Annotated in this window: 10 protein-coding genes; 6 read left to right on the plus strand and 4 right to left on the minus strand. The window is 72.9% G+C overall.

Going from position 1 to position 13950, the window contains the following annotated elements:
- Window positions 1–278: 278 nt before the first annotated feature.
- The 5 genes from ACIOC1_RS16785 (at window position 279) to ACIOC1_RS16805 (ending at window position 9247) form a co-directional block, all read left to right on the plus strand.
- On the plus strand, window positions 279–4391 hold the full coding sequence (locus ACIOC1_RS16785; RefSeq protein ID WP_401855321.1) for a type I polyketide synthase: 4113 nt from the start codon (window positions 279–281) through the stop codon (window positions 4389–4391).
- A 217-nt stretch (window positions 4392–4608) separates the two neighbouring features.
- Window positions 4609–5382, plus strand: a complete 774-nt coding sequence (locus tag ACIOC1_RS16790; RefSeq protein ID WP_401854982.1) for a thioesterase II family protein — start codon at window positions 4609–4611, stop codon at window positions 5380–5382.
- 187 nt (window positions 5383–5569) lie between these two features.
- Window positions 5570–7033, plus strand: a complete 1464-nt coding sequence (locus ACIOC1_RS16795) for an FAD-dependent oxidoreductase (protein WP_401854985.1) — start codon at window positions 5570–5572, stop codon at window positions 7031–7033.
- Window positions 7034–7092: 59 nt separating this feature from the next.
- Window positions 7093–7644 (plus strand): transcriptional regulator, encoded by a 552-nt coding sequence (locus ACIOC1_RS16800; RefSeq protein WP_355332707.1) that lies wholly within the window; start codon window positions 7093–7095, stop codon window positions 7642–7644.
- A 10-nt stretch (window positions 7645–7654) separates the two neighbouring features.
- The gene (locus tag ACIOC1_RS16805; protein ID WP_391129175.1) at window positions 7655–9247 is read left to right on the plus strand and encodes a DHA2 family efflux MFS transporter permease subunit; all 1593 of its coding nucleotides are present in this window, start codon (window positions 7655–7657) and stop codon (window positions 9245–9247) included.
- A gap of 119 nt (window positions 9248–9366) precedes the next feature.
- On the opposite strand, the gene ACIOC1_RS16810 is transcribed toward ACIOC1_RS16805, so the two are convergent.
- A complete protein-coding gene (locus ACIOC1_RS16810; protein ID WP_401854989.1) occupies window positions 9367–10173 on the minus strand; it encodes a M15 family metallopeptidase in 807 nt (268 codons plus the stop codon).
- 122 nt (window positions 10174–10295) lie between these two features.
- On the opposite strand from ACIOC1_RS16810, the gene ACIOC1_RS16815 reads away from it, so the two are divergent.
- Window positions 10296–10865, plus strand: a complete 570-nt coding sequence (locus tag ACIOC1_RS16815) for a dihydrofolate reductase family protein (protein ID WP_355332699.1) — start codon at window positions 10296–10298, stop codon at window positions 10863–10865.
- 34 nt (window positions 10866–10899) lie between these two features.
- Here the strand turns inward: ACIOC1_RS16815 and ACIOC1_RS16820 are convergent, their stop codons facing one another.
- Genes ACIOC1_RS16820 through ACIOC1_RS16830 form a run of 3 tightly spaced genes read right to left on the minus strand, consistent with a single transcriptional unit; the run spans window position 10900 to window position 13948 of the window.
- Window positions 10900–11481, minus strand: a complete 582-nt coding sequence (locus tag ACIOC1_RS16820) for a hypothetical protein (RefSeq protein ID WP_401854992.1) — start codon at window positions 11479–11481, stop codon at window positions 10900–10902.
- Window positions 11478–12344: a hypothetical protein gene (locus tag ACIOC1_RS16825; RefSeq protein ID WP_355332693.1), complete on the minus strand. Its 867-nt coding sequence runs from the start codon at window positions 12342–12344 to the stop codon at window positions 11478–11480. The genes ACIOC1_RS16820 and ACIOC1_RS16825 overlap by 4 nt, the downstream gene beginning before the upstream one ends.
- Window positions 12341–13948 (minus strand): AMP-binding protein, encoded by a 1608-nt coding sequence (locus ACIOC1_RS16830; protein ID WP_401854994.1) that lies wholly within the window; start codon window positions 13946–13948, stop codon window positions 12341–12343. Before ACIOC1_RS16830 ends, ACIOC1_RS16825 begins: the two co-directional genes overlap by 4 nt.
- Window positions 13949–13950 lie beyond the last annotated feature (2 nt).

Here is a 13950-nt window from a genome sequence, read left to right on the forward strand (position 1 = left end):
GCAGCGGTCGGCACGGCAGCGGTTCGTACAGCAGCGGTCGGTACGGCACCGGACCGCACGGACCGGCCTCGCCCCTCGACCCGCGGTACGGAGCCGGACCGCGAGCCACCGGGGGCCGTGGCAGGAGCGGTACCGGTTCTGAACGCCCGAGCAGCCGCCCGGAGGCGGCCGACGCGAGAGCCGAGCCCGGGGCCCCGGCCCACCGGAGATCACGACACGCGGCGCGAGCGGCGCCGGGCCCCACGGAAGTCCCAGCAGAAACGGAGTCACTGATGGCCATGGAGACCGGACGCATCGTCGAGGCGCTGCGCGCGGCCCTCACCGAGACGGAACGGCTGCGCGAGGAGAACCAGCGGCTGCTGTCGGCGGCCACCGAGCCCCTGGCCGTCGTCGGGATGGCCTGTCGCTTCCCCGGCGGCGCGGACACCCCGGAGAAGCTGTGGGAGGCGCTGGAGTCCGGCCGGGACATGATGACCGACATCCCGGACGACCGCGGGTGGGACCTGGGCATGCTGCTGGGCGACGGCGACACCCCCGGCGCCTCGATCGCCCGCCAGGGCGGCTTCCTCACCGACCTGCCGCGCTTCGATGCCGAGTTCTTCGGCATCTCGCCGCGCGAGGCGCTGGCCATGGACCCGCAGCAGCGGCTCGCCCTGGAGGTGTCCTGGGCGGCGGTCGAGAACGCCAGGATCGACCCGCACTCCCTGAAGGGCAGTGCGACCGGCGTCTTCCTCGGCGTCTCCTACGCGGGCTACGGCACCGACGCCGAGGAGCTGCCGCCGCAGATCATGGGCTACCAGCTCACCGGCAACGCCAGCAGCGTGGCGTCCGGCCGGATCGCGTACGTCATGGGCCTGGAGGGGCCCGCGGTCTCCATCGACACCGCCTGCTCCTCGTCGCTGGTCGCGCTGCACCAGGCGTCGCAGGCGCTGCGCTCGGGCGACTGCGCCATGGCCCTGGTCGGCGGCGCGAGCGTGATGCCCACCCCCACCCTCTTCATCGAGTTCACCCACCAGCGCGGACTCGCCGCCGACGGCCGCATCAAGGCGTTCGCCGCCGCCGCCGACGGATTCGCCTGGGCCGAGGGCGCCGGCGCGATCGTCGTGGAACGCCTGTCGGACGCGCGCCGCAACGGCCACCGGGTGCACGCGGTGATCCGCGGCTCCGCGATCAACCAGGACGGTGCCAGCAACGGCCTGGCCGCGCCCAGTAGCCGCGCGCAGGCCAAGGTGATCCGCGCCGCGCTGCGCAACGCCGGGCTGTCCGCGCACGAGGTCGACATCGTGGAGGCGCACGGCTCCGGCACGACGCTCGGCGACCCCATCGAGGCCAGCGCGCTGCTGGCCACGTACGGTCAGGAGCGGCCCGCCGACCAGCCGCTGCGGCTCGGTTCCATCAAGTCCAACTTCGGGCACACCGGGGCCGCCGCGGGCATCGCCGGGGTGCTCAAGATGGTGCTGGCGATCAGCAACGGCGCGATGCCGAAGTCCCTGCACATCGACGCCCCGACGCCCGCCGTCGACTGGGACTCCGGTGCGGTGCGGCTGCTCACCGAGACCATCGCGTGGCCCGAGGCCAAGCCCGCCGACGAGTCGGGGCACCAGCCGCGACCGCGCCGCGGCGCCGTGTCCGGCTTCGGCATCAGCGGCACCAATGTGCACGCGATCTTCGAACAGGCCCCCGCGGAACTCGCGGATCCGGCCCCGCCGACCGGCGTACGCGCTCCTGCGGCGGCCGGTGAAGGGACCGTCGGAGCAGGGGCCGCCGATGCCGACGCCGTAGCCGCCCCCGCCGTGCCCGTCCTGCTGCCCGTCTCGGGCGACGGCAGCCGCGCGCTGCGCGCCCAGGCCGCCCGGCTCGCGGACCACCTCGCCGCCCGGCCCGAGCTCGCGGTGGCCGACGTCGGCTACTCCCTCGCCACCACCCGCGCGGAACTCACCGCCCGCGGCACGGTCCTGGCCGCCGACCGCGAGGAGGCGCTGCGCGGACTGCGGGCGCTCGCCGACGGCGTGCCCGACCCGGACGCGGCCGTCGGGCCGCCGTCCGCGAGCGGTCGCCCGGCCTTCCTCTTCACCGGCCAGGGCGCACAGCGCGCGGGCGCGGGACAGGAGCTGTACGCCACCTTCCCGGCGTACGCGGCGGCCTTCGACGGCGCCTGCGCGGCGCTGGACCCGCACCTCGAACGCCCCTTGCGCGAGCTGGCGTTCGCGGCGCCCGGATCACCGGACGCGGCCCTGCTGGACGAGACCCGGTACACCCAGCCGGTGACCTTCGCCGTCCAGGTCGCGCTGTACCGGCTGCTGGAATCGTGGGGCGTGCGGCCCGGCCACCTCATCGGCCACTCGGTCGGCGAGCTGTCCGCCGCGCACCTGGCCGGGGTGCTGTCGCTGCCCGACGCGGCCGAACTGGTCGCCGCGCGCGGGCGGTTGATGGGCGACCTGCCGCCCGGCGGCGCGATGGCCGCGATCCAGGCGTCCGAGGCCGAACTGGCGCCGATGCTCGCCGGACGCGACCACGAGGTGTCGCTCGGCGCGGTCAACGGCCCCCGGGCCGTGGTCGTCTCCGGGGACGAGGCCGCGGTGGACGAACTCGTCGCGCACTGGGCCGAGCGGGGCCGCAAGACCCGGCGGCTGGCGATCAGCATCGCCTCCCACTCCACGCGGATGGACCCGATCCTGGACCCCTTCAGGGACCTGGCCGCGACGATGACCTTCGCCGAACCGGAGATCCCCGTGCTCTCCAACGTCACCGGCACGATCGCCGGGCCCGGCGAGCTGACCTCACCCGACTACTGGGCCCGCCACATCCGTTCGGCCGTCCGGTTCCTCGACGGCATGCGGACGATGGCGGCCGCCGGTGTGACCACCTACGTCGAGCTGGGCCCCGACTCCGCGCTCAGCTCCATGGCGCGCGACAGCCTGGGGGAGGCCGCCGCGGGCGCCGTCGTCGTCCCGGCGCTGCGCCGCGACCGGCCGGAGGCCCGCACGCTGCTCGCCGCGGTCGCCGCGGTGCAGACCCGCGGCGTCCGGCCCGACTGGGAGGCGGTGTTCGCGGGCACCGGCGCCCGCGTCGTCGACCTGCCCACCTACGCGTTCCAAGGCGCCGGTTACTGGCTCGGCGCTACGGGCGCTACGGGCGCGACGCGCCGGACCGCCACCTTCCCGGCCCCTTCCGTCAGCCCCGCGCCCGCCGCGGAACCGGCGGCGCCGCAGGAGTCCGGCACCTTCCGGGAACGGCTCGCCGGGCTCGGCCCCGACGAGCGGCCGGCCGAACTGCTGGGCGTGGTACGCCTCCAGGTCGCCCGAGTGCTCGGTCACCCGTCGGGCGAGCACGTCGACCCGGACCGCGAACTGTCCACCCTCGGCTTCGACTCGCTGTCCGCCGTCGAACTGTCCACCACGCTCAGCGCCGTCACCGGCATCGCGCTGCCCAGCACCCTGGTCTTCGACCACGCCAGCGTTGACGCGCTCGCCGCCCACCTCGACCGCGAACTCGGCGACGCCGCCACGGGATCCGCCGCCCCGGCGGCGCCCGCCGTGCGCTCGGCCGAGGGCCTGAGCGGCCTGTTCGAACGCGCCGTGGAACTCGGCCGGGGCGAGGAGGCGCACGACCTGCTCGCCCGGTTCGCCGACTACCGCGCCCAGTTCACCACCACCGCCGAACTGACCCGCCCCCTGCGGACGGTGAAACTCGCCGACGGCCCGGACGAGCCGCTGCTGATCTGCTTCCCGACCTTCATCTGGCGGCAGAACTTCCACCAGTACGCGCGGTTCGCCGCCGGCCTCGGCGGACGGCGCGCCACCACCGTCGTGGGCCTGCCCGGCTTCGTGTCCGGCGAGGAACTGCCCTTCTCCGTCGACTCGTTGACCGAGGCGCTGGCACAGGCGGCCCAACAGGCCGCCGGGGGACGGCGGTTCGCGGTCCTCGGCTACTCCGGCGGCGGCAACATCGCCGCCGTCACCGCGGCCCGACTGGCGGCGGACGGACACGCCCCGGCCGGACTCGTACTCATCGACACGCCGACCTGGGGCGGCGGGCACGGGCTCGGCGCCGACTGGACGGACACCTTGCAGAATTCGCTGCGCGAGCGCCGGGAGGTCGTGGAGACCTCCGCCGACGACGCGGGCGAGGCATGGCTCACCGCCCGCGCCCGCTACGCCGGGTTCGACTACGGCCTCGACGCCCTCACCGCGCCCACTCTGCTGGTACGGGCGAGCGAACCGATCGGCGGCCACCAGGGCGGTGCGGCCGAGGGCTGGCGGGTCGACTGGGCGCTGCCGCACGACACCGTCGACGTGCCGGGCGACCACTTCTCGATGATCGAGGCCGAGCACGCCGCGGCCACCGCGGCGGCCGTGGACGGCTGGCTGTCCGCCCTCGACCCCGACTGACGCGCCCGCGGCGCCGGCCGGAAGGACCTCCGGCCGACGCCGCGCCCGGACCCCGATCCGGCGCGGCGGCCCCGCGCGGGCGCGACGGCAGCCCCGGCATCCCGTGGCCCCGCGCGGGCGCCACAGGAGACCTGGCCGCCACCGGCATCCACCCCCCGTACGCCCACCGCTCCATCCGCCGTCGCCGAACCGGCCCGGCGGCGCTGAGGAGGAAACCATGACCGCCTGGGACCTGAAGACCGGTCCGTGGATCACCCGTTACACGCCCGCGGCGCCCGGTCCCGGCGCGGTGCAGCTCGTCTGCCTGCCGCACGCCGGGGGATCGGCGACCTTCTTCAAGCCGCTGAGCGCGCACATACCGCCCGGCGTGGAGGTGCTGGCCGCCCAGTACCCCGGTCGGCAGGAACGGCGCAACGAGCCCTGCACCGAGGACATCGGACGCCTCGCCGACGCCGTCGCCGACGCGCTCGGGCACCTGCCCGACACCGCTCCGCTGGCGCTCTTCGGACACAGCATGGGAGCCCTGGTCGGCTGGGAGGTGGCACGCCGCCTGGAGGCGGGCGGCAGGACCCGCCCCGTGGCGCTGATCGCCTCCGGGCGGGGAGCGCCCGCCGTGCACCGCAACGCGCACCTGGGCCGCCGCAGCGACGCCGAACTCGTCGCCGACCTCACCGCGTTGAGCGGCACCGCGGGCGCGCTGCTCGCGGACCCGGGCATCCTCGCCATGGTCCTGCCGGTGCTGCGCGGCGACTACCGCGCGCTGGACGCCTTCGCCTACCGTCCCGGCGTGCCGCTGCGCTGCCCGATCAGCGTGTTCCTCGGCGAGGACGACCCCTGGGCGCGCGGTGCGGACGCCGAGGGATGGCGCCGGGAGACCACGGGCGGGACGTCCTTCCGGCGCTTCCCCGGCGGCCACTTCTACCTGGCCGAGCAGTGGCCCGCCGTGGCCACGGCCGTCGCCGCCTGCCTCGGCCGGGTCCCCGCGTCATGAGCCGGCCGTCTGCCGGGAGACGCCGGGCCGCCCAGGACCCGCCGCCGGGCCCGGTTACGGACCGCGACCGCCGCCCGTACGCGCGACGACCGGCCGAGGCCTAAGCCCCGGCGTGAGTCCCGGCCGAGGTCCCCGCCCCGAGGCGCACCCCAGGGCATCCATCAGGAAAGGAACGTGAGAGGACACCATGGTCGGAACATCCACGGGGCCCACGGGACCCACCGGACCCGTCGCCGGAGGCCGCGCCGTCGTGCTCGGCGCGGGCATGGCCGGAATGCTGGCGGCCGTCGCGCTGCTGCGCCACGTCGACACCGTCACGGTCCTTGACCGGGACCGGCTGCCCGACGGGCCCGACCCGCGCCGCGGAGTCCCGCAAGCCAAGCACACGCACGTCCTGTGGTCCGGCGGCGCGCGACTCATGGAATCGCTGCTGCCCGGCACCGTCGACCGGCTGCTCGCCGACGGCGCCCACCGGATCCGGCTGCCCGAGGACCTCGTCTCGCTCACCGCCTACGGCTGGCAACAGCGCATGCCCGAGACGCAGTTCATGATCGCGGCCAGTCGGCCGCTGCTCGACTGGACCGTGCGGGACCAGGCGCTGCGCGACAAGCGGATCACCGTGCTCGCCGACACCGACATCATCGGCCTGCGCGGCGACGCCGACCGGATCACCGGCGTCACCTACAAGCCCCGTACGGGCGGCGGGATGTCGGTCGTCGAGGCGGACATCGTCGTGGACGCTACCGGCCGCGGCTCCCCGATGAAGCGCTGGCTCGGCGTGCTGGGCCTGCCGCCCGTCCAGGAGGACGTCATCGACTCGGGCATGGCCTACGCCACCCGGATCTTCGCCGCACCCGAGGGCGCCCGCGGTCCTTTCCCGCTCGTCAGCGTCTACGCCGACCACCGCGCCGGGGTGCCGGGCCGCAACGGCATCCTGCTGCCGATCGAGCGGGGACGCTGGATGGTCACCCTCTCCGGGACCCGCGGCGCAGAACCGCCCGGCGACGAGGACGGGTTCCGCGACTACCTGGACTCCCTGCGCCACCCGCTGATCTCGCAACTGCTGCGCCACGCAGAGCCGTTGACCCCCGTGCAGGCATCCCGCTCGACGGCCAACCGCCGGCTCTTCTACGAGCGCCTGGTGCGCTGGCCCGACGGGCTCGCGGTCGTCGGCGACGCCGTCGCCGCCTTCAACCCGGTCTACGGACACGGCATGAGCAGCGCCGCGCTGGCCGCCGCCGCCCTCGACCGGACGCTGTCCGAGTGCGGCGGCCTGGTCCCCGGCGCGGCGCAGGCCGTGCAGCGCGCGGTCGGCGCGGTCGTCGACACGCCCTGGATCCTCGCCACGTCGCAGGACGTCTGCTACCCCGACGTGCAGACCAGGTCCGAGGACCCGCGGCTGACCCGCTACGCCGCCGAACGCCGCCGCCAGGCCGACACGATCGGCGAGGCGGCGCTGCTCGACCCCGTCGTCTGCTCCGCCGCGCTGCTGGTCAACACGCTGTCGGGCGAGGCCGACGCGCTCGGCGCACCGGACGTCCAGGCCGCGCTCGCCGCCGTCGCCGGCACGGTCGCGCCCGCGGAACCCACCCTGACCGCCGCCGAGTGGCGCGCCGTGACCGCCGACGACCGTGCGGAAGCCGTATCTTGACGTTACATTGATGACTGAAACGAGTAGCGGGTACAGCAACAACGAGAAGGTTCCGTACGATGGCAGACATGACCGGTCCGGGTCCTGACCCCACACCCCAACCCCTCGGCCAGGGCGGGGAGTCGAGGCCGGGCCCGGACGTCGAGGCGTGGATGGAGCGCGTCACGTCCTGGTTCATGAGCCAGGCCGGGTGGCCGCCGATCATGGGGCGGACGGTGGCCTGGCTCATGGTCAGCGAGCCGCCGGCCCAGACCCCCGCGCAGATCGCGCAGGCGGTCCAGGCCAGCCGGGCGTCCCTGACCACCACGCTGAAACTGCTGACCGAGGCGCGGATGGTGCAGGCCGTCACCCGGGCAGGTCAGCGCTCGACCTACTACCAGATCACCGAGGACGCGTGGTCGGGCGTGCTCAAACGACGGCTGGAGAGTCTGACGTCCTTCGTGGACATCACCGGCGAGGGGCTGGCGCTGTTCCCGGAGGACTCGGAACGGGCCGGGCGCGTGCGGGCGGCCCACCGGCTGTTCGCCTGGCTCGACTCCGAGGCCGACCCCATGTGGAAGCGCTGGGACGCGGTGAACACCGACGGCCCGGCCGATCTCCCCGAGACCTAGGAGCGGCGGAATGAGCAGCACGGAGACCAGGAAATGGTGGGCACTCGGAGCGATCGGGTTAAGCCTGCTGGCCGTCGGCGTCGACTCGACCATCCTCAACGTCGCCGTCCCCACGATCAGCAGTGACCTCGGCGCCTCGACCAGCCAACTCCAGTGGATCGTCGACAGTTTCACGCTGGTCCTGGCCGCGGTCCTGCTGCCCGCGGGCCTGATGGGCGACAAATACGGCCGCAAGAAATTCCTGCTCGCCTCGCTGATCCTGTTCGGCGTGGCCTCGCTCGCCTGCGCCTACTCCAACACGGCGACCGAACTGATCGCCTCCCGCGCGCTGTTGGGCCTGGCGGGCGCCTTCCTCGTGCCGCTGAGCACATCGGTGCTGCTCAACATCTTCGAGAGCGAGGAGGAGCGCACCAAGGCCATCACGGTCGTGGCGATCTCCACAATGCTCGGCCTGCCGCTCGGCCCGATCGTCGGCGGCGCGCTGCTCAACCACTTCTGGTGGGGCTCGGTCTTCCTGGTCAACGTGCCGCTCGTGGCGCTCGGCAGCTTCGCGGTCGCGAAGCTGGTCCCCGAGTCCCGCGGCAGCGCGGGCATCGGCATCGACTACGTCGGCGTCCTCATCTCCAGCCTCGGCCTGACCGCGATCACGTACGGCACGATCGAGGCCGGTGTGCGCGGCTGGGGCGACACCGTGGTGGTGCTGGCGATCGTCGGCGGCGCGCTGGCCCTGGTGCTGTTCACCTTCTGGGAGCGCCGGGTCACCGCCGCGGGCGGCAGCCCGCTGGTGGATCTCGAACTGTTCCGCAGCCGCGGCTTCGTGTGGGGCTCGGTCCTCGCCACCGTCGTCAGCTTCGCGATGTTCGGCCTGATCTTCGCCCTCCCGCAGTACTACCAGGCGGTGCTCGGGACCGACGCGCTCGGCACCGGCCTGCGGCTGCTGCCGCTGATCGGCGGCCTGCTGGTCGGCGCCAGCGTCGTCAACAAGCTCCCCGCGCAGCTCGGTCCGCGCGCCGTACCGGCGCTCGGGTTCGTGCTGATGGGCGTCGGCCTGTTCATCGGCATGGCCACCTCGACCACCTCGGGCTACGGGTTCATCGCCATCTGGCTCACGATCATCGGCGCCGGACTCGGCATGTCCCTGACCCGGACGATGGCGGCGGCCCTCAACTCGCTGTCCAAGGAACGCAGCGGCGTCGGGTCGGCGTTCACCCAGGCGGTACGGCAGGTCGGCGGTGCGATCGGCGTGGCCGTGCTCGGCTCCGCGGCCAACTCCACGTACCGCGGCCACCTGGACCTCGGGCAGTCGCCCCAGCAGATCCAGGACGCCGCCGGTCGCAGCCCCGCGGCGGGCGTCGCCGTGGCGGCCAAGCTCAAGAGCCAGGCTGTTCTCGACGCCGTCCGCGACGCGTTCGTCGTCGCGATGCACACCGTGCTGCTGGCCTGCGGCGTCATCGTCGTCGTCGCGGCCGTCCTGGCCCTGGTGTTCCTGCCCAAGCGCGCCGCCCTGCCGCAGGACAGCGACGACACGGCGGCGTCCGCCGCCTCCGAGGGCGGAGACCCGGGCGGCCCGCCGCCCGGCCGCGCCTCCGGCTCCCTCGCCTGACGCCTGACGCCTGACGCCTGACGCCCGATGCCTGACACCTGACGCCCGTCGTCCGTCGCCCGCCGGAACGGCCCGCCGCCGAGCCCTCAAGGGGCGGCGGCCGGGCCCCGGCTCCGGGGTCAGTTCAGCGACGACCGCGCGACGGGGAAGTCGAAGTAGGTGTCCGGGTAGGGCTCGTGGTCGAGGGTGTAGTGCCACCACTCGACCGGCAGGTTGGTGAAACCGGCGGCGTCCATCGCGTTCTTGAGGGTCAGCCGGTTGGCCAGTTGGACGCCGGTGATCCGCGGGTCCAGCGTGTTCGCGAGGGTGTCGAAGCAGTCGAAGCCGGTCCCCATGTCGATCGAGTTGTCGGGAAAGCGGTCGGCGCGGGCGCCGTAGCACGGGGTCAGCGGCTCGCCGGGGACGTAGGCGCGGGTCTTGGCGGCCGGAAGTCTGACGATGGTGAGGTCCATCGTGCTGCCCCGGCTGTGGCCGGACTTCGCCGCGATGTAGCCGTCGGTGAACAGATCGGCCTTGTTCTCGTCCGGGTAGAACTCGCCTTTCATCTTCTGGTCGTTCAGATCCTCCGCCCAGCGGACGAAGTGGTCGACGGCGCGCTGGGGGCGGTAGCAGTCGTAGACCTTCAGCGAATACCCGGTCTTCAGCAGTGCGCGCTGCACCTTGTGGAGTGCCAGTGCCGCCGGGCGGGTGAGGAGGCACATCGGCTGGACGTAACCGTCCACCGGCGCTCCGACGAAGTCGTGCGCAGTGGCGTAACGCATTTCCTGGATGATCGAGCGGTCGACCGAACCGAGGGCGACGAATCCGGGCGGTGCCTTCACGTCGTCCGCGACCGCCGCGGGTGCGGAGAGGGCCAGGGTCGACGCTAAGCTGACCAGCGCGAGGAAAAGCGCGCGCGGCGTCATGGAATGCGCTGTGCGTGACATGCGTGCAGGTATACCAGCCTGGATACGAGCCGATCAACGATGCGAGATTCTCCGGCAATTGCGTGGGGTATGTCGAAATATCGGGTCGTGACTTTCGCATTCGTCACGGAGGAGGACTTCTCATGCGCAAGGTGACCTATTCGATGAACGTCTCACTCGACGGTTACATCGTCGGGCCGGACGGCGACTTCAACTGGACGGAGCCGGACCCGGACGTCTTTCGCTCCTGGATCGACGAGATCCGGCAGATCGACGTCCATCTGCTGGGGCGGCGACTGTACGAGACGATGCTGTACTGGGAGACCGCCGACCACGATCCGCCGATGGACGCCGCCCAACTCGAATGGGCCGCGCTCTGGAAGCCGCTGCCCAAGGTGGTGTTCTCCACCACGCTGTCGGAGGTGGAGGGTCACGCCCGGCTGGCCTCCGGCGACCTGGCCGGGGAGATCGAGCGGCTGCGGGCCGAGCCGGGGGACGGGGACATCGCGATCGGCGGCGCGACGCTCGCCGCCCAGGCCGCCGCCGCGGGCCTGATCGACGAGTACCGGGCACGCGTCTACCCGGTACTCGTCGGCGGCGGCGTCCCGTTCTTCCCCCGGGACGAGCACCGGGTGGACCTCGACCTCGTCGAGACCCGCGCGTTCAGCTCCAGCGTGCTCTACCTGCGCTACCGGGTGGCGCGCCGGGCGTGAGCCGCGTCCCGCGTGCGGGAGCGCACCGCGCGGCTCAGCGAGCGGCGTCCCCGGCGAGGGCGCGGTCCGCACCGTGACCCCGCTCCGGTAGCGGCACGCTCATGTCCCGCAGTCCGTCCAGGAGTCCCGCGAGCGCGTCCAGGTCACGCGCGACCCACGACGACACCGACATCACCGCGAGGTTGTCGACCAGCGAGGTCACCGCCACGACCGGCACACCGGCCGAGAACGCGGCCTGCATCTCCATGGCGGTGCCCATGCTGAGCGTGCGGCCCGGCAGGAAGGCGATGCACAGGTCGCAGTCGGCCGCCTCCCGGGTCATCTCGTTGAACGTGGCCCGCAGCGCGGCCAGTTCCGCGGGCAGCGACCCGAGGTCGAGCACCGGGGGAACGTCGCCGATCAGCTTGCCGATCACCGACATCGTCGTCGGGTCGGCGAGCTGACGGGTGACCCCGGTGCTCGGGTCGAAGCACTCCGCCTCGGGGAAACGCGCCCGCACCAGAGCCGCGATCTGCTCGCGATAGCCCTGGTCGTCGATCCGCAGATCGGCGTTGGCCCCCTGGATCGTGCCGGCGATGAAAACGCGCCGAAGCTCCATGCGCTCCCGATTCGTCATGCGTCCTGCAAGGAGTAGCCCGGCAGGTCCGTCCGGTGATCGGCGATCTTCTGATACACCTGCGCGGCCGACACCAGATGCTCCTCGATGTCCGCGCGCCCCAGGCCCGTACTGCGCTCCAGGTCCGCCCAGACCGCCGAGGCGTGCGCGCCGTCGCCGTTGCGGGACGCCACGCCCTGGCCGGACCGCAGCCAGATGTCGGCGGCCGAGAACTCGCGGTCGGCGAAGCCCTTGAGCGGGATGATCGCCTCGGCGGTCACCTCCGCCCCGGCCACCAGCGCCCGGATCGACACGCTGTTCTGCTCGGGATGGGTGAGCAGCCCCAGCATGTCGGACGAGAAGTCGGCGTACACGAACTCGTTCTCCGAGCGCAGCGTGAAGTGCCTGCTCAGGATGTACGTGTCCTTCTCCACGCTGTACTTGGAGTAGCTCAGCCGGATCCGGTAGCCGTGGTCGGAGGACCGGTACACCGCCGCGAGCCGGCCGGGGTGCCGCCCGCCCCGGGCGTCCAGCCTGACCGGCGCGGCGTCGACCTCGACCGACGAGTGCCCGGCCGCGACCTCCCGCGCGGGGAACCGGATCGGCGTCAGGTGCAGGAGGTACGGGTCGAGCACCACGACGTCGCCGCCGGTCTCGAAGACCGCCGCTATGTGCCGGAGATCCTGGAGGATCTTCGCCTCGGGCGCGCCGAGCGCCGTCGCGCGCTCCGCCACGTAGAGCGTCTGGTAGATGCACGCCAGCCCGTGCCGCGGATCGGGCGCGCTCTTGTGGTACCAGTGCAGGTATTCCGTCCCGCTGTTGTACGGGACGGTCCGCAGCACCGACTCCAGGGCGGTGCCGTACGGATCGCGCGTCGCTGTCACGTGAATCGCTCCTCCAATACGGTGTCGTCGGCGCTTTCCTCGAACACCATCGAGCGCAGTTCCTTACGGCGCACCTTCCACGTGGACGTCCGCGGAAGGCGGTCCCAGGGGATGAACACCGGGGCCGCGAGCGGTGCCAGACCGCGCGTCACCTCGGCCCACTCCTCGGCGGTGAGGTCCGGTCCGTCGAGGCTGACGACGGGGACGGGACTCTGGTCGCCGCGGGTCAGGACGATCACCTCGACGGCGTTGTCGATCCGGTCCAGCAGCTCGCTCTCCAGCTCCGTGGCGCTCCCGCCCGGAATGGCGTCCACCGCGCGGTCCACGAAGTGGATCCGGCCGAGGGCGTCCCGGTGGCCGACGTCACCGGTGTTCCACCAGGCGCCCTTCCACTTCTCCGCGTAACGGTCGGACTCGCCGACGTAGTCGACGCAGATCGACTTGGCCTTGGCGAACAGCACGCCGACCTCGCCGCGCTTGACCGGCTCGCCGGTCTCGGGGTCCGCGGCCTTGACGCTCACCAGCCCCGGCCAGGGGTTGCCCATCATGTTCATGTTCCCGCCGGAGGCCGCACGGCGGTTGATCTGACCGCGGGTGTAGCCGAAGCCGGCCATCGGGCCGACCTCGCTCTGGCCCCAACTGTGCCCCCACAGCACGAACCGGCGCTCGGAGGCGTTCACGAACGGCCGGGCGATGGACGGGTGCATCAGGTCGAAGGTGTTCATGTAGTAGCGGACCCGCGCGAACAGCTCCGGCCTGCGCCGTACCAGCGGCACCCAGCGCTGGAAGACGTTCGGGGTGGCCTCGATCGTCGTCGGCCGGGCCCGGTCGAGCACCCGCTCGACGTCGTCGGCCTCGTGGCTGCTGGCGATGACCAGCGCTTTCGGTGCCCACCGGAGCTGCGCCATGGCCCAGGCGTAGGCGCGCGAGTGCGCGAACGATATGGAGCTGAGCGCGATGTCCTTCTGGCCGTTGACGGCGAGCGGCATCGGCAGCAGCTCCAGGCGGGTGCCGGCCCGGCAGGAGTCCGCGGTGTGCGCGACGAGCTTCGGCGTGTTCGTGGTGCCCGAGGTGTGCGTGATCATCATCGGCTCGCTGTCGGCCCGTAGATCGAGGGCCGGGACGGCGCTGCCCCGCAGCCCGTCGATCGTGAGCAGACCGGCTCCCGCGTCGGCGCCGTCGATCAGCACGGTGGTGCCGAACGACCGCAGGTCCACCCCGACGCGGTCGGCCGCCTCCAGCACGTACGAGGAGATCACGGTGACCGAGGGGTCGAGCCGCTTGAGCATCACCGCCAGGTGCTCGGGGTAGTTGGCCCCCGAGATCGTCGCCGCGGTGGCGCCGATCCGCGCGGCCGCGGCGGCCAGCAGGATCATGTCGAAGTGATTGCGCTTGACGACGGCGATCCGGTCGCCCTTGCGCGCGCCGGCCTCGTACAGCCAGGCCGACGCCTCCCGCACCAGTTCGGCCAGCGCGGCGGCGTCGTAGTCCGCGCCGCAGTCGGGGGCGATGTCGAACGGCCGGTCCAGGATCAGCTCGGTGGTGCGGGACTGCTCGACGTGCCAGTCGAACAGCAGCCCCAGGTTCTTCGGCGGCTTCTTCATCC

Source organism: Streptomyces sp. NPDC088197, from assembly GCF_044741185.1.
GTDB lineage: Bacteria > Actinomycetota > Actinomycetes > Streptomycetales > Streptomycetaceae > Actinacidiphila.

Bases quoted from the DNA above. Each gene is read 5' to 3' on its own strand.
- ACIOC1_RS16785 (WP_401855321.1), top strand. From the start codon at position 279: ATGGAGACCGGACGCATCGTCGAGGCGCTGCGCGCGGCCCTCACCGAG.
- ACIOC1_RS16790 (WP_401854982.1), top strand. From the start codon at position 4,609: ATGACCGCCTGGGACCTGAAGACCGGTCCGTGGATCACCCGTTACACG.
- ACIOC1_RS16795 (WP_401854985.1), top strand. From the start codon at position 5,570: ATGGTCGGAACATCCACGGGGCCCACGGGACCCACCGGACCCGTCGCC.
- ACIOC1_RS16800 (WP_355332707.1), top strand. From the start codon at position 7,093: ATGGCAGACATGACCGGTCCGGGTCCTGACCCCACACCCCAACCCCTC.
- ACIOC1_RS16805 (WP_391129175.1), top strand. From the start codon at position 7,655: ATGAGCAGCACGGAGACCAGGAAATGGTGGGCACTCGGAGCGATCGGG.
- ACIOC1_RS16810 (WP_401854989.1), bottom strand. From the start codon at position 10,173: ATGTCACGCACAGCGCATTCCATGACGCCGCGCGCGCTTTTCCTCGCG.
- ACIOC1_RS16815 (WP_355332699.1), top strand. From the start codon at position 10,296: ATGCGCAAGGTGACCTATTCGATGAACGTCTCACTCGACGGTTACATC.
- ACIOC1_RS16820 (WP_401854992.1), bottom strand. From the start codon at position 11,481: ATGACGAATCGGGAGCGCATGGAGCTTCGGCGCGTTTTCATCGCCGGC.
- ACIOC1_RS16830 (WP_401854994.1), bottom strand. From the start codon at position 13,948: ATGAAGAAGCCGCCGAAGAACCTGGGGCTGCTGTTCGACTGGCACGTC.